The sequence below is a fragment of the bacterium genome, from assembly GCA_037128595.1.
Taxonomy (GTDB): domain Bacteria; phylum Verrucomicrobiota; class Kiritimatiellia; order CAIKKV01; family CAITUY01; genus JAABPW01.
Genome location: JBAXWB010000027.1, coordinates 1 through 19,626 on the forward strand (window position 1 = coordinate 1; position 19,626 = coordinate 19,626).

Annotated in this window: 20 protein-coding genes; 13 read left to right on the plus strand and 7 right to left on the minus strand. The window is 55.7% G+C overall.

Annotated elements, in window-relative coordinates:
- Positions 1–1,381 precede the first annotated feature (1,381 nt).
- A complete protein-coding gene (locus WCS52_15130; GenBank protein ID MEI6168514.1) occupies positions 1,382–2,272 on the minus strand; it encodes an MBL fold metallo-hydrolase in 891 nt (296 codons plus the stop codon).
- 256 nt (positions 2,273–2,528) lie between these two features.
- Between WCS52_15130 and WCS52_15135 the strand changes: the two genes are divergently transcribed.
- The 4 genes from WCS52_15135 (at position 2,529) to WCS52_15150 (ending at position 5,921) form a co-directional block, all read left to right on the plus strand.
- Positions 2,529–2,837, plus strand: coding sequence for a hypothetical protein (locus WCS52_15135; protein MEI6168515.1), 309 nt, complete (start codon positions 2,529–2,531; stop codon positions 2,835–2,837).
- Between the two features lies 1 nt (position 2,838).
- The gene (locus WCS52_15140; GenBank protein MEI6168516.1) at positions 2,839–4,176 is read left to right on the plus strand and encodes a terminase family protein; all 1,338 of its coding nucleotides are present in this window, start codon (positions 2,839–2,841) and stop codon (positions 4,174–4,176) included.
- Positions 4,177–4,245: 69 nt separating this feature from the next.
- The gene (locus WCS52_15145; GenBank protein ID MEI6168517.1) at positions 4,246–4,635 is read left to right on the plus strand and encodes a hypothetical protein; all 390 of its coding nucleotides are present in this window, start codon (positions 4,246–4,248) and stop codon (positions 4,633–4,635) included.
- Positions 4,636–4,721: 86 nt separating this feature from the next.
- Entirely contained in the window at positions 4,722–5,921 is a 1,200-nt protein-coding gene (locus WCS52_15150) for a DUF935 family protein (protein MEI6168518.1), read from the plus strand.
- 244 nt (positions 5,922–6,165) lie between these two features.
- Here WCS52_15150 and WCS52_15155 read toward each other — a convergent pair whose 3' ends face one another.
- Both WCS52_15155 and WCS52_15160 read right to left on the minus strand, forming a co-directional pair.
- Positions 6,166–6,687 (minus strand): hypothetical protein, encoded by a 522-nt coding sequence (locus WCS52_15155; GenBank protein MEI6168519.1) that lies wholly within the window; start codon positions 6,685–6,687, stop codon positions 6,166–6,168.
- 31 nt (positions 6,688–6,718) lie between these two features.
- Complete coding sequence (locus WCS52_15160; protein MEI6168520.1) at positions 6,719–8,221, minus strand: ATP-binding protein; 1,503 nt, start codon at positions 8,219–8,221, stop codon at positions 6,719–6,721.
- A 189-nt stretch (positions 8,222–8,410) separates the two neighbouring features.
- Here WCS52_15160 and WCS52_15165 point away from each other — a divergent pair, with 189 nt between their 5' ends.
- The 9 genes from WCS52_15165 to WCS52_15205 all read left to right on the plus strand — a co-directional run bounded on the left by WCS52_15165 (position 8,411) and on the right by WCS52_15205 (position 14,977).
- Complete coding sequence (locus tag WCS52_15165) at positions 8,411–9,553, plus strand: phage protease (GenBank protein MEI6168521.1); 1,143 nt, start codon at positions 8,411–8,413, stop codon at positions 9,551–9,553.
- 57 nt (positions 9,554–9,610) lie between these two features.
- Positions 9,611–10,033 (plus strand): hypothetical protein, encoded by a 423-nt coding sequence (locus WCS52_15170; protein MEI6168522.1) that lies wholly within the window; start codon positions 9,611–9,613, stop codon positions 10,031–10,033.
- A gap of 58 nt (positions 10,034–10,091) precedes the next feature.
- Positions 10,092–11,036, plus strand: a complete 945-nt coding sequence (locus WCS52_15175; protein MEI6168523.1) for a hypothetical protein — start codon at positions 10,092–10,094, stop codon at positions 11,034–11,036.
- A 69-nt stretch (positions 11,037–11,105) separates the two neighbouring features.
- The gene (locus WCS52_15180) at positions 11,106–11,531 is read left to right on the plus strand and encodes a hypothetical protein (protein MEI6168524.1); all 426 of its coding nucleotides are present in this window, start codon (positions 11,106–11,108) and stop codon (positions 11,529–11,531) included.
- Positions 11,528–13,186: a choice-of-anchor Q domain-containing protein gene (locus tag WCS52_15185; GenBank protein MEI6168525.1), complete on the plus strand. Its 1,659-nt coding sequence runs from the start codon at positions 11,528–11,530 to the stop codon at positions 13,184–13,186. The genes WCS52_15180 and WCS52_15185 overlap by 4 nt, the downstream gene beginning before the upstream one ends.
- A 15-nt stretch (positions 13,187–13,201) precedes the next feature.
- Complete coding sequence (locus WCS52_15190) at positions 13,202–13,564, plus strand: hypothetical protein (GenBank protein ID MEI6168526.1); 363 nt, start codon at positions 13,202–13,204, stop codon at positions 13,562–13,564.
- A 1-nt stretch (position 13,565) separates the two neighbouring features.
- Positions 13,566–14,258, plus strand: coding sequence for a hypothetical protein (locus WCS52_15195; GenBank protein ID MEI6168527.1), 693 nt, complete (start codon positions 13,566–13,568; stop codon positions 14,256–14,258).
- Positions 14,259–14,270: 12 nt separating this feature from the next.
- A complete protein-coding gene (locus tag WCS52_15200) occupies positions 14,271–14,540 on the plus strand; it encodes a hypothetical protein (protein ID MEI6168528.1) in 270 nt (89 codons plus the stop codon).
- The gene (locus WCS52_15205) at positions 14,540–14,977 is read left to right on the plus strand and encodes a hypothetical protein (protein MEI6168529.1); all 438 of its coding nucleotides are present in this window, start codon (positions 14,540–14,542) and stop codon (positions 14,975–14,977) included. The genes WCS52_15200 and WCS52_15205 overlap by 1 nt, the downstream gene beginning before the upstream one ends.
- A 278-nt stretch (positions 14,978–15,255) precedes the next feature.
- Here WCS52_15205 and WCS52_15210 read toward each other — a convergent pair whose 3' ends face one another.
- The 4 genes from WCS52_15210 to WCS52_15225 form a co-directional block, all read right to left on the minus strand.
- Complete coding sequence (locus WCS52_15210; GenBank protein MEI6168530.1) at positions 15,256–15,849, minus strand: hypothetical protein; 594 nt, start codon at positions 15,847–15,849, stop codon at positions 15,256–15,258.
- Positions 15,850–15,915: 66 nt separating this feature from the next.
- Positions 15,916–16,503, minus strand: a complete 588-nt coding sequence (locus WCS52_15215) for a hypothetical protein (protein MEI6168531.1) — start codon at positions 16,501–16,503, stop codon at positions 15,916–15,918.
- Positions 16,504–16,605: 102 nt separating this feature from the next.
- Positions 16,606–17,325 (minus strand): polysaccharide biosynthesis/export family protein, encoded by a 720-nt coding sequence (locus tag WCS52_15220; GenBank protein MEI6168532.1) that lies wholly within the window; start codon positions 17,323–17,325, stop codon positions 16,606–16,608.
- Positions 17,325–19,523 (minus strand): polysaccharide biosynthesis tyrosine autokinase, encoded by a 2,199-nt coding sequence (locus tag WCS52_15225; GenBank protein ID MEI6168533.1) that lies wholly within the window; start codon positions 19,521–19,523, stop codon positions 17,325–17,327. The genes WCS52_15220 and WCS52_15225 overlap by 1 nt, the downstream gene beginning before the upstream one ends.
- Between the last annotated feature and the right edge of the window lie 103 nt (positions 19,524–19,626).

Consider the following 19,626-nt stretch of genomic DNA (forward strand, 5'->3'; position numbering starts at 1 on the left):
CGGGCAAGCCGAACGTTTAGGAAAACGGCACCCCGTTAGGTTGACGCATATGCGCGAAGCGGGACTTCGAGGACGGCTACTGCCGGACGAGTTCTTGGCGCTTGAAAGGGACGGGCGGGCGACACGTTTGTGGAAACTGAACCCATGGGGCGGATCCCGCCTCCGGCGGGACGAGTCGACCCCGACGGTTCGTGCGCGGGTGCGAGGCTTTTGCGAGCACGAGCCGTCGCGTATTTGCCATTTTGCGGGGGTGAGGTACGAACCTCCGCAATATGGCGCGACGGCGAAAGCGCACGATCCGTTGGGGTCGCGAGCGCGAAGCGGACGCCACATGGGTGAAAGTTGGAACAATAAGCGGCGATCCGAACGGCCCTTTGAAGCGCCCTGGACAATAGGGTGTCAATAGAGAGACCGGAGGCCGCGTAGCGGCGCCCTGGCGCGGCACCTGGCCTTTTCTTCGCAGGTGCCGTGACAGGGCGTAGCGGAGCGGTAAGGCCCATGAAAAAGATAATAGGGAGACCGAAGGCCGCGTAGCGGAGCTGACGGCGCGGCACCTGGCCTTTTGAAGCAGGTGCCGTGACGGAGGCGGAGCGTAGCGGTATGAGCGCCGGCTCCCGGCGCGCTGAGATGGGGCGGTGTTGAATCCGTCCGGGGCGAGATCCAGCGCGGTACGCGCCTCGACCCGGACGGATTGAACACCGCACTCCGGTTTGTATGGCGGAGCGCATGGAGAGATGGCTGTGGGGGAGTGCGGCGATTTGAACGGGGCCGACGATAGGCGGCACCGGGCAAATCGTCCGCACGGAGGAAACTGACAGCGCTCGATGCGCGTAGCGTTCCGCGCCGGTTGTCCGGCGCGGTGTGATGGGGCTGCCTTGGTGTGACCGATCCGGGTGGGGAGCGAGGAACGAGCGGAGACCCGGAACGGGCACACGAAGGCAGCACTCCGGTTTGTATTGTATTGCGGAGCGCCATGGAGTGGTGCTTGCGATGGAGCGAGACGGGCGGTCAACCTGACGAAGGAAGGTTGTACGACCGGCGCGCGGAGGCGCAAGTGACACTCGATGCGCGTAGCGGTCAATAGAGAGTCCGACCTGGATCGAAGATCTTTGGTCAATAGGGAGTCATGTGCTGAGGGCGGTCTGCGCCGGCCTCGTAGAGGCCGTCGCTGTCCGTCCGAAGCGCGTCCGGCAGGCCGTATTCACGGCGGAGAAATGCGGTCGCCGACGTAGACGGCGACTGCGTTTCGGAGCCGTGCTGGACCACAGCGACCCCTTTATGGGGGAGCGGTTTCTGTAAGGAAGCGTAGCGCTTCAGGTTGAGCGGAGCCCTGGCGCGGAACCTGGCCTTTCAAAGCAGGTTCCGTGTCAGGGCGTAGCGGTCAGTCCGTTGGGAGATTGTACCCACCCCGAATCAGCATGACAGGCCCTTGAAAACCGCTCTGTTCGATAACCGACCGGACATCTTCCATTGAGGACTGACTCTCATAACGTCTGCTCATGTGGAACAGGACCAGGTTCCGGACGCCGGCATCGCGTGCGGCGGCCATGACAGACTGGACATCAGAGTGCAGTCCCTTGGATGGATCGGCTTCGCCTGGCAATACGAATGACGCCTCATGAATCAGGACGTGCGCTTTGGCAAAGAAATCCGGTGCTGGCCGTAATGTGTCTCCCGAGTACGCAAGCTCGCACTCGAACACTTCCTCCTCCAGAGTTCCGCGAGGTTCCTGCCGTACAAGTTTGGCGATTTCGACTGCACCCAGCGTAGCATATTCGGCCTTGAGACCTCGACGCATGCGCCCAACGCGGTAGGCCATACACTGTTGTCCTGGCTGGTGCTCTACCGCTTTAGCCGCCAACACACGCCCGTTCCGGAGTTCGAATGTATCACCATCATCCATCGCCCGGAACGCAATCGACGCCATGCCGCGTCTGGCCGCAAAGGATTCTGCCTCCTGTATCCAATCGGCCATCGAGGATGATTGTTTTGGGTAGAGAATCGTCAGGGGCTTATCGTTTGCACCCATCAAGCCAGCCCGGGCATCCAGAAGGCCGATCAAGCCACGGCAGTGATCCGCATGGCCATGGGATATGGCCAACACTTCCGCACGAAAGACATGGTCGTCGAGGCGGATGGCTGATCCCTCTCCGCAATCCAATTGCAGGCGAAAAGCCCGCCATAGAAAGAAATGTGAGAACGACCACGAGTAGCCTTGCAGGTTAGATGTGATCATTTCGGGGATATTGGCGGCATTGAAAAGAATGTGCATGTGTTTGGTTGATCCCTTTCAATAACCGCCAGCAGCCAATGCGTCAAAGGTTGTGGTTGATGCGAAATTATTCATACGCACCAAATATGTTTTTGAGGCGATGGGTGCAACAACAAAATAGCTCCACTGGTTGATTTTCACCCATTTATTAGATGGCGTGATGAAATAACTGGCGAGGGTGCGAGATATGAGTTTTGAGACTGGAGAATCGGGCAATCCCCAAGGAAGACCAAAGGGATCATATGGTGGGCGCATTATGGCTTTGGCGAGTCTTGATACGTTACTGGCCAAAAAAAAGAATCAGAAGGCGCTTATGGCAGCACTGGAGCAGGATCTGTTGGAGGATCCTGTCCGGTTCTTCAAGACGGTGATCATGCCGTTGCTCCCCAGAGAGGCTAAGTTGTCGTTTGACCATGATGGGGTGATCCAGTGGAAGAGTTTATTGGGAGGGGAACCGGTGGACGGCCCCTCCTCCGCCCAAGGGGCTACGGAGGGCAAGGGGCAGTTGGCGGCTGGCGATGTCTCGGACGGAGCGGACGGGATCAGACGCATCGGGAAGGAGTAGTATGGCCTTCGTGTTCAATTATCTCCCCCACCCTGCACAACAGGCGATTCACAAGGCGCGTAAGAAAAGGTTTCGGACGGTGTGTACTGGGAGGCGATTCGGAAAGACTTTATGCCTGGCTGCGGAGTTACTGGATCGTGGTGGGTGTGAGAAGGCCGGTGATTATGGGTGGATTGCGCCGACCTATAATGTCGCTGATCGTGGGATTGAGGCTTTCCGGACCATTGCCGATGGATTTATCCAGATTTGTGGTCGGGCACCGACACGGGTTGAATTTACCGGGCCTGCTGGACCTGTGAGGATCTGGTTCTTGTCCGCCGATAACCCGGATAATATCCGCGGGTTCGGATTTCAAGGTATTGTGATTGATGAGGCGGCGATGATTTCACCGGATGTGTGGAATTATGTCCTGCGGCCCACCATTGCCCAGACTCTGGGATGGGCTGTATTCGTCAGTACCCCAAAGGGCCATAACTGGTTTTATGACCTGTACACCCGGGGGATGGATCCCGGCGAGGAGGATTACGCCAGTTTCACCTTTCCGAGCAAGGCATCACCATTCTTCCCAGTGAAGGAATGGGATGAGGCGAAGAGGACCTTGCCGGAAGATGTATTCCGGCAGGAATACATGGCTGAGTTTATGGAGGATAGTGCGGGTGTATTCCGGAATGTGGATGCCTGCCTGATAACACAGACAGAACGGACCGAAACGGACAAATATCACCGGCACGTCGTAATCGGCTGTGACGTGGCCAAGCATACGGACTGGACAGTCCTTATCGCCATGGATGCTGAGACGGGGCAATGCTTCGCAATGGAGCGGTTTAATCAACTGGACTGGCCGATCCAGAAGGAACGAATACTGGAGTTCGCGCGCAAATACCGGGGACGGTTGATATTGGACGCTACGGGTGTCGGGGATCCGATCTATGACGACCTGAAAAGGGTTTATGCCGATATTGAGGGGTTCAAGTTGACATCGTCGAGCAAGACGGCGTTGATCCAACGGTTGATTGTAAGCGTTGAACAACGGAAGTTAGCATGGCCCTCCTTCGCTCCCACGGCGCAATCGCCTGAAGTTACGCAGGGCAGGCCAAGTTCCGTACAATGGGATATCCTGACAGCTGAATTAAAGCGGTATGAGTACAAAATCTCACCGTCGGGTGGGATCACCTATAATGCCCCGTCGGGGTATCATGATGACTGCGTCATGGCCTTGGCCCTGGCGAACCATGGGCGGTGGGAAGCTGAGAGTAGCGGGAGTATGATTGCGCTGGGTGGATTTGGACGCCCGGCTGCCAGTACTTTACGCCGCCGTCAGCGTGTTCTACCGGGTTAATTCTCGCCCTCTTGCACCCGCATTAACTGTCGGGTGGTTGATTTCTGCCTATATATTGGAGGAATCAATATGAAAAAGTTTTTATTCGTAATGTTGGGTTCTGGGTTCTTGGTGTGTGGTGGATGCGCGTCCATGGTGAAGAAAGTGGACGTCAATAAGGGGTTGGACAGTTATTACAGCCAGCCAAGAACGATTGATCTGGTCACGATCAAGGGATCGAACATGACCATTTCGGCGACTGGGGTCAATGAGATGAAGGTTTCTTCGATCCTGCCGCCCTTGAATGCCATCCCCAGGGAGCCGGGTGTGCTGGAAAAGGCAATTGGTGGAGTTGCGGACGTGGCGAAGTTTGGGATCGGCTTCTATTACGGGAACCAGATGCTGGGTAAAGCGCTTGAACAGCCTCGCACGGTGAGTCCGGAAATTGTCAGGCCGGAAGTAATTCAGGCCGGACAATAGGCGGAATAGGACTCGGACGGACCCGCCTCCGCCTTGGGCTACGGCGCGGCAAGTCGGACGTTTCGGACGAATCTGTTGGTGAGACTATGGGAATCCAGATCTACGATCACAAAAGCCAAGGATGGCGTGATAAATATAATCCCCTGAGGGGGTTGAGCCTGCCGAAATTGGTCTCGCTCCTGGAAGCCGGGGAGCGCGGTGCCTATGCCGACCTGCAATGGTTTTACCATTACATGGAGCGGTCAGATGCCATGATCCATGCCGTAATCCAGAGGCGGAGGGCGGCGTTGCTGGCATGTGATTGGGATATACGCGTGAGCGCAGATGAGGATGCAGACAAATGCCTCGCGGAAGAACAATCCGCATTCCTCCGCGAGGCGTATGACCGGGTAGAGAACTTCCGGGATGCGGTATCATTTCTGTTTTCAGGATTATTCCGGGGGTATGCACATCTGGAAAAGCACTTTGCACCTTCGGGCCTGGTAACACGGCTGGAGCCGGTGGAACAGTGGTTCTGGGTTCGGGACGGTTTATTTGGGGAATGGGAGTATAACCAGAATGCAAGGAGCGGCGCTGCCCGAGGACTGGCGGTTGATTTTGAGAATTTCCTGGTCTTTGAATCTGTACCCCTGAATCGAATGCTGGCGGTGCTGTATCTCCGAAAGAATCTGAGTCAAAAAGACTGGGATTCGTTTCTGGAGGTTTACGGGATCCCATCCATATTTCTGGTCGGACCGCCGAATACACCGGAAACGAAGGAAACGGAATACCACAAGGTCGCCCAAGAGATCATGTCGGATGGCAGGGGCTACCTACCCTACGGCAGCGATGTGAAGTTTGTGAATGGCGGCGGCAATAAGCCACCGTTTTTGGAACATATTGACTACATCGACCGGCAGATTACCCTGGCCGCCACGGGCGGTCTCTTGACGATGCTGGCGGAGTCCGGATCCGGAACACTTGCCGGCAATGCGCACTCGGATACCTTTCTGCAGATCGCCCGGGGCGATGCGGCGTTGTTGAGCGGATTGTTTCAGGAACAGTTCGACACGCCATTGATGAGAGAATATTTCCCAGATCAACCGATCCTGGCCTATTTCGAGTTCGCCCCGCCTGCGGCGGATGAGGTGTCGAGGGTAGTCAAGGATGCGGTGGAGTTGGCGAAGGCGGGGGTGAGAATGGATTTGAGGGAGCTGAGCGAGAAGACGGGGTATAAATTGGAACGATCCGCCGCCGTTAAGTCAAACAATGATGGAGCCGAATCCCCTGTACTCCGCGCCACTTGACGATTACGGCTTTTCACTTGACGATTACTTGACGATTTTATCGGACCATAATGAGTTCGTATTCTATGCTTCTCACTACACAAACAGGCCAAATAGACCCTACTTTTCTGCATCTCATCGGTCGATTATCGGTCAGTATTCCAGAAATGTTTTTCTGACCAGTGATAGATTCCCGTATTTTGGTGATAGATAAGTAGGGAATAAGTACCGCCAACAGTGATCGACATGAACTCAATTGCAATGATCACTTTTTCTTTTGAGAATCGACGAGGGTCTGCGCCGCACTGCCGATCTGATCTGCACGTGCCAATTCTGTGCTGAACAGCCAGAACGGGAAAAACGACATTGATAATTTCTTTGTATGGATGTCCCAAATCTTTCCGTCACGAAACTTTAATCTCACGCATGAGCCCCCTGTAGGATCGAGAATGCCACAAAACAATGAATTCGCGTACATGGCGCGAATTGACACCTCATCAACATCAGCCCATTTGTATGAAACAAACTTCCCGTAAGATTCAACGGTAAAAGTTTTCTGTTCCCTTCCGATAAACTCTACGACGGTGAACCCATTCTCATCCGCACCGGTTTTGGACACGGCATCTTTCGTCCAGAATTCATGATTCCTTTTAATCGTGGCATCAATTGCCGCAACCTCGCTCTTTCCGTGAAAGGCGTGTGGCGATGGGGGCCGGGAAGAGATGCAGCCCGTACTCAGCATGACCAAACATAGCAACAAGGCTGGACGAATGATGTGGGGGAACATTCTCAGGATTCCTTTGAGTTATGGCGCTGCATCAACCCTTTGCATCCTTATCGAGCCTGACACGCCCCTTTGCCGTGAGACGGTATTTCTGGAGGCGACTGGTAGGCTTGGAAGGGATGGTCATTTCCAGTAAACCCTCTTCAAGAAGAGGGCCCACGACTTGGTGCCTGAACTTGGTGCGGTCTGATCGGCCCGCGATCTCCATAAGATCCACTAACGTGCTATCATTGTTGCACTTACGAAGAATTCCGACTTGGTGCCGACTTAGTGCCGACTTGGTGCCTAGCGGGGAAGGAACCTGCACTGCCGCGGCAGATTTTGTTCGCCACATTGTCTGAACGAAAAAGCCACCATCCTGGCGGAATTCTGGTTCCCGTAAACCGGCGTCCTGACATTGCTGGAGCATGTCAAGAATGCCACTGCCGGCCTTCTCGGCATACCGGGTCAGAAACATAGGATCGGCAATGAGCGGGTTCCTGGGTAAGGAGGGATGAGGATGATGGAGTTTGGCAACTGACAATGCCGACGGCAATTCCCCTGGATTCCAAATTTCCAGACGATCTGCAAAGAGCATGACCTGAACGCTACCGTTACTGGCATAGTCACGGTGGGTCACGGCATTAACAATGGCCTCACGCACCGCTTTCCAGGGAAGTTCGTATTCGACATCGCTTGCGACCTTACCGTCGCGAGGAATCACGGCCCGGGCAAGTTTGGACATAACAAAGTCAGCCGCCTGATCCACCATCTCAAACAAGTCACCCTTGTAAATGTGATAAGACGGTATCGGCTTACGCACTTCCAAGCCATGGAAATGCATGCACTTGACTTCGGACGTTATCATGAAGCGCTGGGGCTTCTTACCGAACAGGAGAATAGCGGCATGAGTTGGACGCTCGCCCGCGAGCAGGTTGAGATGCGTCAGGGCTTTTTGAACAGGAGTTCGGGGACCAAGGGCATAATCGCGTTCCGCCTGGGCACGTTCCAGGAAAGAAGTGATCTTCGCACGGGAAATATCGGTCATTGTAGCGCCCGAACAGACGGCGGCGTCAAACGGCCCGGTGTGAATAGCGCCCGAGCTGATCAGATATTCAACCAGACTGGCGTACAGTCCAGTTGTCAGTTCTGGAATGCTGCCAAATCGGCGGCGGACAAGTTGATCTCCGGCCTTACGGATCAGCGCAAGCATCTTCACATGCCGATTGTCATCATGGGCACCCTTGACGAAGATGAGCCGAAGTTTTGATTTCTGGGTGGCACGATCATATTCGATTTCAGTTGGCGACTTTCCATCGGGTCCTTCGTAGCCATAGGTGTCGCCAAACAGACCAACATAGATGGCACAACGGTCAACCTCCTCCAAGTAGACATCATCTGCACGACGATCTGACGCCGGGATATCCTCGAAGAGAAAGACATCAAAGAATCGCCGAAGAAGAGAATCCCCAGCCACAAAGGACATGATCGCCTGGCGTTCGGCCACCAATTCCTTCTGGACGCTGCTGATAAATATTTTCACCCGAGCTGTCGACATGAGCGCATGGTGCTAAAATGCGGCCACAAGTTCAAGCGGGATGATCAGCCCAACTCTGGGAGCAATCTACATTCAGTTTCCATCGGTCGATTACGGTGAAATATCGGTCGAATATCGGTTGATTAGTCCCACCTCGAATCTAGTCATGACACCTTATGTGGTTGATTTTCTCCTATCTAGTGGAGGCCCATGAATAATTTAATACTGAACAGAGATTTTCGACTGCCCGATGACGGGTGGTATCACATCGCTCCTTTCGGGGAATTCCCGCACGCCGCAGCCGGTATGATTCAGGTCATTGACCTGGAGGCCTGTATTGCCATGGCCGCACGATTCGCCGCAGACGCCCAAACCCCCAATTTCCCGGGATTGTTGGTTGATTTTGATCATTTCTCACTTGATGGAGAGAAGCGTTCTGAGGCCGCTGGCTGGATTATAGGCCTTGAAAACCGAGAAAACGGCCTTTGGGCGCAGATTCGATGGTCAGATTTGGGAGAAAAGGCCGTGAAAGGCGGGAGGTATCGCTTCTTGTCGCCGGTGTGGGCACGGTCGGATTGCGTTGATCTTGGCGATGGAAGGGTGCGTCCTGTTCGAATCCTGAACGCGGCTGTGACAAACGACCCAAATCTCAAAGGTTTGGTGCCCCTTTCCAACAGTGGACAGAGGGGGGTGGTTGATTTTCAGACATTATATGGAGGGGTAACAGACCAGGAGAACAAAAATATGAAAGCAGTGATTGAAAAGTTGGTGAATCATCTAGGTTTGGCAGCGGACGCGACGGAAGCGGTCATCCTGGAGAAGATGGGTGGGTTAATTTCGGCGACCGTGGTGACGGAGTTGCAGAACTCATTGTCGGTGCTCCAGAAAAAGCATGACGGATTGGTGGCGAACCTGAAAACGGTCGAGGATGAGTTGGTGAACCGGCACCTGGCCGACTTTGAGGGTTTAATCAACGAGGGGTCAAAGCCCTTTTGGGCCCAGCAGTTGATTCAGAACCGCGCCGGAGCGTTGACGGTACTCGGTGACCTACGGGAAATGGCCGGCACCGCGACGTCCGCCGTTGACACTACTACAGGTGGGAACAAAGAGAGCACCACCTCTTCGGCGGGTTCGACAGGCTCACCGCAGGCAGGCTCAGGGCAAGGCCGGAAGCCACTGCACAACCGGGCGAATGCCCGCCCTGTACCCTCTAGCCAGAGTGGCCAGTCCGGGCCGGATGGCGACAGCAAGGCCATGAAGATTCGTAACCGGGCGCAAGAAATCGCAGTTGCCGAGAAGATTCCTTTCATCGTCGCTTTCAGGCGGGCGGAACGGGAAGTAGTCGGCCAGTAGGGCCGGACATTGGGAAGTTTGAGGTAGGCAGGAAAATTTCAAAGAAAGGACATGGCTATGAGTCAGAGTAATACGAGGGTTGGGGATATTCGGATGAAGGCAGGCGGGGATCTGACGGGGAAGAATGGATACCTCGCCAAAATGATGGATGTATGGGGGCCAGCTGTTGATCTCGTGAAGTTCGCCGGGGAACGCCCGTTGTACGTGATCGTTGAAGGTGTGGCGCCACCGCAACTTGTTTCTGTCCGTCCTCTTGATCCCGGACGGAATGTCCGGCTGGTCTTGGTGGGCACATGTAACCCTGGCCAAACGCTGGTTGCCATGGTGGAGGCAGGAGCAAACAACGGCAAGGTACAGGCGTTGCCGGAAGTGGCGGGCACTTATATCGGGGTCGCCATTGCCGAGGAGGCTGGAATTGACGGGCAGTTGGTGCTGGCCCGTCCTTCGTTGATCGGAAACATCGTCGTCGCGGGAGAGTGACGATCCGGTGAACAGTTGGCAGTAAACAGTGAGCAGTTTCTAATAAGGAATAAACAGTATGAGCAGATTGAGTGATATCAGTGCGTCCCCTACCCTGCGCGAGTTCGCCCAGGGTGCGGCACAAAGCGCGATTATGCCGGTGGCAGATTTTCTGGCCCCGACTATCGAAGTGGCAACCAGTGTGGGGCGGTTTAAATCCTACACGGAGAAGAATCGTTTTCATCTCCCCAATACCCTGCGGACAATGGGTGGTCGGGCGTCGGAGTTGCGGTTCGAGGCGACCGATGCCACCTATAACTGCGAGCCACATGCCTTGGATTATCCGGTGGATAATCTGGAGCAGTTAGAGGCTGAAGGACTGGAGAACATGCTCCGGGAAGGCGCCACGGCGGTCGCTGAGGTGGCTGCCCTGTCCCATGAGAAGGCCGTCATTGACGCCGCCCTGGCGGCCGTAGGGGCCGGGACGGGGATGACCTGGAATGATGCGGCGGATCCCATCTCTGACGTGGATGACGCCATCCTGTCGGTAATCAAAGCGGCCAAGTACGGCAGTCTCATGGGGGTGGGAATCCTGTTCGGGGCCTCGGCTTGGAAGATCTTTAAGAATCAGGCCAAGGTTCGAGGCCGGTTCGTCGTGGGGAATGGACGAAACAAGAGCGACCTGGGCCTGGCGGTACCGACGGAGCAATCGGCCAGTCAGATGTTCATCGGGACGCCGGATGTCCGCACCTCCTACATGATCTATGACGCCAATCCGGAGGGGAAGGCGCAGGACATTAACTTCCTGCTGGATACCGCAGTGCTGATCTTCGCCCGGAAGGATGCGCCGAGTCGCCGTGACCCCAGTTTCATGAAGACCTTCCGTCTCATGAACAAGTTCATGGTGCCGGGCTCCTACATGCGTGATGACGGCCGCGTCGAGGTGGCGAAGTTTGACTGGTCTGAAGACGTGAAGGTGACGAACAGCACGGCCTGCGTGCGGATGAACGTCGCCGTGGAGTAAGGCTGGATTATGGGAAACGGGGGGGGCCTGGAGAAATCCAGGTCCCCGCTTTGGTATACGGGGTGACTGGTGAGCGGATGGAAAGAATTGACGGTTGAGACGGTGCTGAATGCCCTGCCGACGGACATGGGCAACCTGTACCGGTCTTGGGTGGACGCGAACCCGACAAAGGTCAACCGGCTGGCCGAGATCGTGTCGGAAACCGTCACCATGTTCCGCGAGGCCGTGGCGGTCTACCCCTGGTACGTGATGGATCCCGACATCACAATGGTGCCGGTTTCCGGGTTCCGGCATGCCTTGGACATGGTGATCTTCAACCTGGGGATGGAGATGGGCGTGCAGTTCGCCCCGGAGGTCTACAGCCTGATCACCCAGGCAAATGTGTGGCTGCGAATGGTCCAGACGGGAAAGATCAGGGCGGTGGATACGATTGGTGATGGCGGGACTCCTCTGTACTCACAGAAGTCAGTTTTCAGGATTCAGGCGTCAGAATGAAAAAGATAACGATTACTCTGGGGATAATTGCAGTGGCTGGAATCGGAACTTGTCTGGCCGGGTGGTTGAACCCGACTCAGCAAGGGTTTGTGATTCAGACTTTCACGACCTATGAACCCATGAGCGGAAACAACACCGGGACCATTGTCACCAATGGAAACTCCTACCAATTTGCCGGTGACAATGCCGGATGGCTCTGGATTGGCGGGCCGGGTTCTCAGTTCCGGGGCAAAAATGACGGGCAGATGTATCTGAACGGTGACGGGGCATTTATCCTTGGTTCCTTCGGGCCTCTGGCGGCCGTGACGAATCTTGGAAAAGGATCACTGCTTCTGGGGAATCTCTCTGGCGGCCAAAAGGCAGTCATCACGGATGTCGCCCATGCCTCGATCCTGCTGGGGGCCGGGACGGCCAGCAATTGTCAGTCCATTGTCGTGGGTGATGATAATGCGTCGCATGGAACCAAGTCAGTGACGGCGGGATCCGTCTGGGCCACCGGCACCGGGTTCTTTGGGCGGGGTGATGGGCTGACCAACCTCCGGGAGTTCGACACGAATGCGCTCGCCGCGATAGCGGCGCATTCCGGGCTTTCCGCCGGGGTACATGGGGTGAAGGACAGCCGCTATGTCTCGCTGGCTGGGGCGCATGTGAGCCCTTATACGACCTGGGCAACAGCGGCCACCAATATCCAGGCGGCGGTTGATGTGGCTATTGAAGGCGAAACCGTGTGGGTGACGAACGGCGTCTATGCGGCCGGGAGCCGGACTGCCGGGGACATGACAAGCCGGGTGGCCATTACGAATGCCATTACTGTCCGAAGCGTGAACGGGCCAAGCGACACGATTATCCAGGGCACACCAACCATTTGTGGCGTGTACATGGCGGAGAAAGCCTGGTTGATCGGGATGACCGTGACAAACGGTGGCACCTATGGGGTGAATGTAGGCGGCGTTTCCGGCGGGTCACTCTCGAATTGTGTACTGGCCGGGAACACTGGTTTCACGGCAGGCGGGGCCTATTCAAACACGCTGTATCACTGCACCCTCTCGGGGAATACGGGCTATGGCGGGGGCGGTGGAGCCTTTGCCTGCACTCTCTATGACTGCTTGTTGATTGGGAACCAGAGCGATACTGCGGGAGCAACTCTCTGCACCTTGTACAACTGCACCATGGTAGACAACGCGGGCGCCGCAGGATCCGTGTTCTACTGCACCCTCTACAATTGCATTTCATCGGGGAACAGTGAATTCGATTGGGATAGCGCGATCTACTACTCCCTTGGGAGTTACTACCCGATGAACGGGGTCGGAAATGTCGATGCCGAGCCCCTCTTCGTGGATGCGGCCAACGGTGATTACCGGCTGCGCCCAAATTCGCCATGCGTCAATGCCGGCACTAACGGGTTCTGGACTGCCGGGGCCGTTGACTTCGACGGCCAGAGGCGAGTCTATCCGGCCGGGGGCCGAGTTGACATGGGGGCCTTTGAGTTCTCCGGCGATGCTCAGGCTTTGCACAAGGGGGATGCAGTGCTGACGGCTGGGCAGGCGCTGGGACTGGGGTCGGTGGGTAAATTCATGATCTTGAACGGCACCCAGTTGGTTTTCGTGGCTGGGACAGCAACAAACGTCCTTGATGGAGATATTGGGCGACCTTGATGACTGGGAGTTACCATGAAACGCAACATCTTCACAATCTTAGGGCTTTTTTTGGTTGCCGGCGTGGCCTACGCGGCTCCCTGGGCACAAACCTATCCTTTGAGCGGATCAACGGTCGCTGTGACGAACCAGCAGGCCAACAGCATGTGGATACCGGAGGTCGTACTGTGGAAGTTCACGACAGCAACGAATGCCGCCTTGACCGTTTCCCGGTTGAGCCAGGGAAACACCTACCTTATTGGCAGTCTCTCCGTGACGAATGCCAGCACGGTCGTCTGGATTCCGGAGGCGGACTTCCCGTTTGAGTATGGAGATGCCCTGCAGTTGAGTAGCACTGTGACCAACGGACAGGTGCAAATCATCAGGAAAGGGAACTGAAGTGAAATACGCAGCGTTGATTTTTAGCGGTCTGATTCTTGCCTCGTTCCTCTGCCTTGCGGAGGGCGGGAAGAAGCATAAGCCGGAGCACTGGGTAATTGACGGGGCCCCGGCTGAGTGGACCAGCGATACGACATATTTGGGTTGGTTGACCAACCTGCCGATCCGGGCCGGAAACAATATCACTGTGACCCCTACCCCGACTGGCACCGTGGTGGCTGCATCCATGGGAAGCGTGACGAACCATTATGGGTGGATCCCGGCTGACTATCTCTACACCTGCCCGACGGAGAACCTGACCAACTCGAATGGCGGGGCGGTGTTCACCAAGCATGACAAAACAAAGACCGAGTACGCCGGACCGATCTCGTGCCCGGCTCCCTTGGGTTACTCGTCGAACGTAACTTTCCAGTGGTTCACCTACCACTCCCAGACCGGCACCTACGCCATGGCATGCCGGTGGCGCGAGGGCGGCCTGAAAGCATGGACCTGCGCAACCAGCGGCTTGTTCCAAGCCAGCACCACCCTCACCAACCTTTCAATGGCGACCCTCACAGCCTATGCCCCTGCCCCGGACAGCGGGCTGATTGAGATGGAGTACTGGGTGGTACCAACGAATTCGCCCGGTGGGGGAACGGCGGGCGGTTACGGGTATGTCCGGGGAATGAAGATTGAGTTTTGGGCAAAGTATTAGGAGGGCCTGAGAATGATAGGGAAACTTGAAGCGATAGTGGCAGGTGGCGCGGCGTTGGGGGCGACGACGGCGGCCGCTCTCCCGGATTCAGAAAGTCTCGATGCGATTGGGAGATGGCCACTGGTGGCCGTCCTGGGCGCGGTCTGTTGTTTCTGTGTCTGGATCATCTACTGCCAGGGGTGCCAGTTCGGGAAGCGGTTGGATAAGTTGTCGGACGCTATCATGAGACTGGCGGCCAATTTGAAAGAACGGCCCTGCATCCGGCATAAGGAGAATGACTGATGAGCTCTGAATTACTCAAGAAGCCTCCGTGCGGCTGTTCTGGCAAGCGAAAGATGCCCCGGGAGACCTCAGGCGGGGCGACCGAGGGCGGATTGGACCGTGCGACCGAGTATCACCGCATTATCGAATCCTTTGACGTTCTAAGCGTGCCCCGCGACATTCAGTGTCTGATCCGGGAAGCCTTGGACTCCAAGTCCTGGGACTGGTTTGAAAAATGTGATGGCTGCACCTGTGTCTCCGAGATGTATTGGCCGACGAAGTACTTTCCGCCGTGCTTGCGGCATGACTTCGACTGGCAGACAGGTCACGGCGGGTGGGAAGCAAATGCCCGGTTCTACCGGACCCAGAGGGCCTACCGGATGTCGGCCCTACAGGCCGGCACCCGGTTCATCGGCGTCACGGCCTCGTGGTATGCCTGGTTTAAGTGGTGGCAGTAAATGCCTGAGCGGGGGCGGTGAATTGAAACGAGCTATTGAAATTTTAAGGTTTTTCAATACCCATTCCAGCCCTGTGCACCACCTGAAAAGACACAAGGAAAACGCCCTTTCCCTGCTACGACTTTGCTACGTCCCCCCCGGTTTCATGCCCTTTCTCGCGGATCAAAACACGCAAAAAGGCCAATAAATACGCCTATTTCAAAGTGGAGCTCAAATTGTGATTCTGAATGTCGCGGGTTCGAGCCCCGTCATTCGCCCCACTCCCCTTCTCTCTTGGTCTATTCAGCCCAAAATGTTTTCTCACTTTCAATTAAAGCCCGGGTTGCATCATAAGCGGGAAATTGCTTAATCAGGTTAAGTTCGCGACCGGCTTTGTCAAATTCCCCATATTTCGCATATAGACCGGCGAGCGTTTCATGATTATAGGGCTCCCAGAATTGCCACCGGGTATGGCTCTCCCAATAAGCGATGGCTTCAGCGGGCGACTGCTCCCATAAAAAACGGGTTTTCAGGCGGCGCAGTTGGCTCCGGTATCTGTTCTGCATCAGGCCTCGTTCACACCAGAGCTGGGCCTGCTGCAACCGCTCCTTCCGGAAGTCCCCCTGGACTTCATCGGCCCTATAGTAGGCAAGTTCAGCCGCGAAAATACTGAAATAATAGTTCCAGGGATAGAGGACAAAGGCACGGCGACACTGATCCAGTACTTGCTCCACATTTGTACGAGAAGCCCCGTATTGGCCTTCCCAGGCTAACCGTGCGGCCATGGAGGCCCGGAGGCCATGCAGAATGCCTGCGGACGCGAGGCCCAGAAGCAGGACCCCTAGTGTTGCCAGAAACCATTGATCCACGCGGATACGTTCATACACCTTCATAGCACCTGAAAAAGAAAGCCCCGTCCATCATGGAGGGGCTTTCCCGAATCCTACATTTCCATTCCGTCAGCCACGGTTTCCGACAGGGGTCGGCGACGGCTGTGTGGTACTGGTGGTCGTGGAAGGAATCGTAACCCCGATGATCTCGATCCGGGGACGCGGCTTCAAAATCTCCTCGATGGTCTTTCCGATGCGAGCGGCGCGCGCGGCCAATGCTTCGGCCTCATCCGCCGCCTGTTCCGCTACCTTGGGGTCTGTGGACGCAGCCTTAGCGACCTGCTGTTTGGCTTTTTCTGCGATCAACCTCAACCGCTCAAGCTGTTGGGCCAATTCACGGGCCTTGCGGGCCGCCTCATCCGCCTCATGCCGGGCCTTTCTCAATGCCGCGTTGGCCGTCTTAATCTTTTCCTTGTCACCGGACGCAACAGCGATTTTCAAATCCTCATTCGCCTTGGCCGCCGCCGCCGCAGTCAAATCGGCTTCCTTCTGCACCTTGATCATCAGAGCCTGGGCCTGCTGATAAATCAAGTCAGCGTCAGCGGCAGACTTTATTGCCCGCTGCACAGGGGTGGGCGCAGGAGCGTCCGCTGCCATCCCAAGAATCGGTACCAAAGCTATTCCCGCCACCAAAATGCTCGCCATTAATTTCTTCATACTTCATTTCCTCCGTTTTGACCCTGTTTCTACAATACATGTGAAAACTGTTTCAATTATTCATCAGGTCCTTCACCCAGTCAAGTCTTTCAACACCCCCCATTACCATCTGGAGCGGGGAACTTCGACCACATCGCCTGAAATAATGACAATATCCTTCCGCTTCCCGTCACGGACCTCATCCACATTGATTTCCACACGCTCGTTGTTTCTCAGCAGGAACACCCGGTGTTGATCCGCATATTCCGTGTAACGCCCCGCGCGGGACAACGCCTGCATCAACGTCTGATCCCGCCCTAGCGGATACGGCCCGGGACGGATTACCTCACCGGAAACGGTATACTCCCCTTCAGGCGGCACAATAATCACCGTGACCGTCTTGTAAATCTGCTGATCAATATAGGCCTTTTCAATCAACCGTTGGGCGGCACCGCAGGATTTTCCCGCCACCTCCATCGTCCCGATCAACGGAATATTGATCCGCCCCTCCTCGTCCACGACATGCGGGCAACTAAACGGCTCGGGCGGGGCATAGATGGTCACCTGAATGCGGTCCCCTTTACGCAGGACGCGCTCGGTCTGCTCCATCACAGCGGCCCACGCCTTATTGGTGCCCGTTGGCGCCGTAGTGACCCGCTCACGCAGGTCCTCTGTTTTCTCAGGTTTGGCCGCCCGTGACGGGGGTGGCGTGATGGTGCGTTGCAACTGGGGGCGATACGGATCCACTCCGGCCACTGAGCGGGGTCCCGTCACACACCCGGCCAACATCATCAGGACTAGCGCACCGCCCATCATCCCGACCGTCTTTAGTAAGCTGTTCATCACGTTTTCGTCACCTGGTTCTCTTTCGGCATGGTGGTGGGAGCAACTAACGCCTTATCCAGTTTTTCCTGACGCCGGTCCCGAGGGGTCCCGTATGAGTAATTATAATAGGCGTTGTGATAATAGTAATAATCGCGGGTGACATTCAGATTATTCAGGACGACCCCCAGCAGATTTCCCCCGGCATTATCCACCATGGTCCTCGCGCGCAGGGAAACCGCCCGGGGATACGTGCGATGCTGGATGACCAACAATACGCCATCGACTTCACTACACAGGATGGCGGCATCACTCACCCCCATAATCGGCGGCGAGTCAAAAAAAACATAATCATAACGGGTCTTGAGCTGATCAATCAGGGCGCGCAGCCGCTGCGCACTTAAAATACCGTGAGCGACCGAGGGAAGTTTTCCGCTCGGCATGAAATCCACCGTACCCACCGCATTCATAACAATGGCGTCATTGATACCGACCTTATCGAGCAGCACATCGGCCAGCCCCGTCTTATTGGACACCTTGAACATTTTATGCTGGGTTGGCCGGCGCATGTCCGAGTCAATCACAATAACTTTTTTTCCGGCCTGGGAACAGATATACGCGAGATTGAACAGGGTCAGAGACTTCCCTTCGCCTGCACCCCCGCTCGTCACACACATCGTATTCCCGCCACCCAACTTCTTGGATAGCTCCAGGTTCATCCGCAGCACGCGATAGGCCTCGGCATGGGGACTGTCGGCCCCTTCATCTGGTAGCGGGCGCACCTTTTGCGGAATGATGCCAATAATCGTGGAGCCGATAAATTTCTCGATGTCGTCCACCGTTTTGACCGAGGTGTCCACATACTCGATAAAGAACACCAGACCGATGCCACACGCTAGCCCCATGACAATACTTAAAATCACATTCAATACCATTTTAGGGCTCACGGGCTCATTTTCCGAAGGCACTTCAGCGGGATCCACCACCTCGACGGGAGTGCGCGGCAGATCAATCCCGATACTTTCCTGCACCAGACGGGTCTCCAAAGTGTCCCGCATCTGGCGTTGCCGCTGGACTTCGCTCTCCAGTTTATTAAAGGGCAGATACTGTTCGCTATGGGCACTGATGTCGCTTTTCTTGGCGTCAACCAGATCCTGATCGGCCGCTTCATACGACCGTTTTGCGATCTCGTAACTGGTTTGCAACCCGAGGAGCTGCCCCTTGAGCGTCTCTTCAATTTTCCGTTTCAGGTCATTGACCACGGACGCCGCTCCCACCACATCCGGATGGCGCTCCCCGAACATTTCCTGTTTACGCTTGAGATTGGTCTCCGCCTCGGTCAATTGCTGCCGCAGGGTAGTCAAGGTGGGATCCTGAATGACATACGCCGAGGAATAGAGCAGATCCGACCCTTTGAGATTCTCAATCTGCTTCAGCCGCGTTTCGTGATCCAGCAGCTCCTTGCGGGCCACGATCCGGTTCAACTCCAGCCGTTCCAACTTGGCATTCTCCAAACTGGCCACTGAACTTCCCGACTGATTCTGGGAAAACACGTTGATTTTAAGATTTTTACGGATCGCTTCCAGCTGCCCCTCTGCCAGTTCCACTTTGCGTTGCTGGGCCTTGAGGGCCTCGCTCAAGGCCGTGACCCCCTGTTCGGAAATTTCCCGTGTCTGTTTCATGCGAAAATCGCGGTACACCGAGGCAATTTCATTCGCAATCCGTGCCGCATCTCGCCGCGCCGTATCCTTGGTGCTGCGTCGACTGCTCCTGAAAATGCGGACTTCAATCAGATTTGTATCCCGATACTGCTGGACCTTCATCCCATCCACCAGAATCCGGTAGGTTTCTGCGAGATCCAGAGGTGCGCCATCGTCAGAATAAATCCGTCCAAAATCCTCCTGCAGCCGGCAATTCCGGATCACTGCATAAAGAATCGGCCGGGACTGAATCACCTCGAATTCGGTGCGGAGAAAATACATGTCATATACCGACATCATCTGTTGCTGTTGCGAAGCCGTATAAAACGGCGTCACATTCGGGGTATCCTGCCGCACCTTGATGCGGGTGGCGGCCATATAGGTTTTCGGCAGCGTCATGGTAATGACAATGCCTGCGGTAACCACAATCAGAAAGACCGCAATGACGACCTCAATGCGGGATTTGATCATCCGCCAGTAGTCCATGAAATGAGCGGATTCTTCAGTATTTTCAGCCATTTTCTATATCTCTCCGAAAAAACTGGTGAGACCCGGGGGGCCTCACCAGTAATTACTCATCATGATCCCCGCGACACCGAAGCGGTCGACTCGGGATGGGCGG

Coding starts and splice junctions, on each gene's coding strand:
- WCS52_15220 (MEI6168532.1), bottom strand. CDS start 17,325: ATGAACAGCTTACTAAAGACGGTCGGGATGATGGGCGGTGCGCTAGTC.
- WCS52_15175 (MEI6168523.1), top strand. CDS start 10,092: ATGAGCAGATTGAGTGATATCAGTGCGTCCCCTACCCTGCGCGAGTTC.
- WCS52_15160 (MEI6168520.1), bottom strand. CDS start 8,221: ATGTCGACAGCTCGGGTGAAAATATTTATCAGCAGCGTCCAGAAGGAA.
- WCS52_15145 (MEI6168517.1), top strand. CDS start 4,246: ATGAAAAAGTTTTTATTCGTAATGTTGGGTTCTGGGTTCTTGGTGTGT.
- WCS52_15150 (MEI6168518.1), top strand. CDS start 4,722: ATGGGAATCCAGATCTACGATCACAAAAGCCAAGGATGGCGTGATAAA.
- WCS52_15140 (MEI6168516.1), top strand. CDS start 2,839: ATGGCCTTCGTGTTCAATTATCTCCCCCACCCTGCACAACAGGCGATT.
- WCS52_15225 (MEI6168533.1), bottom strand. CDS start 19,523: ATGGCTGAAAATACTGAAGAATCCGCTCATTTCATGGACTACTGGCGG.
- WCS52_15215 (MEI6168531.1), bottom strand. CDS start 16,503: ATGAAGAAATTAATGGCGAGCATTTTGGTGGCGGGAATAGCTTTGGTA.
- WCS52_15130 (MEI6168514.1), bottom strand. CDS start 2,272: ATGCACATTCTTTTCAATGCCGCCAATATCCCCGAAATGATCACATCT.
- WCS52_15210 (MEI6168530.1), bottom strand. CDS start 15,849: ATGAAGGTGTATGAACGTATCCGCGTGGATCAATGGTTTCTGGCAACA.
- WCS52_15190 (MEI6168526.1), top strand. CDS start 13,202: ATGAAACGCAACATCTTCACAATCTTAGGGCTTTTTTTGGTTGCCGGC.
- WCS52_15200 (MEI6168528.1), top strand. CDS start 14,271: ATGATAGGGAAACTTGAAGCGATAGTGGCAGGTGGCGCGGCGTTGGGG.
- WCS52_15205 (MEI6168529.1), top strand. CDS start 14,540: ATGAGCTCTGAATTACTCAAGAAGCCTCCGTGCGGCTGTTCTGGCAAG.
- WCS52_15155 (MEI6168519.1), bottom strand. CDS start 6,687: ATGTTCCCCCACATCATTCGTCCAGCCTTGTTGCTATGTTTGGTCATG.
- WCS52_15185 (MEI6168525.1), top strand. CDS start 11,528: ATGAAAAAGATAACGATTACTCTGGGGATAATTGCAGTGGCTGGAATC.
- WCS52_15135 (MEI6168515.1), top strand. CDS start 2,529: ATGGCTTTGGCGAGTCTTGATACGTTACTGGCCAAAAAAAAGAATCAG.
- WCS52_15170 (MEI6168522.1), top strand. CDS start 9,611: ATGAGTCAGAGTAATACGAGGGTTGGGGATATTCGGATGAAGGCAGGC.
- WCS52_15165 (MEI6168521.1), top strand. CDS start 8,411: ATGAATAATTTAATACTGAACAGAGATTTTCGACTGCCCGATGACGGG.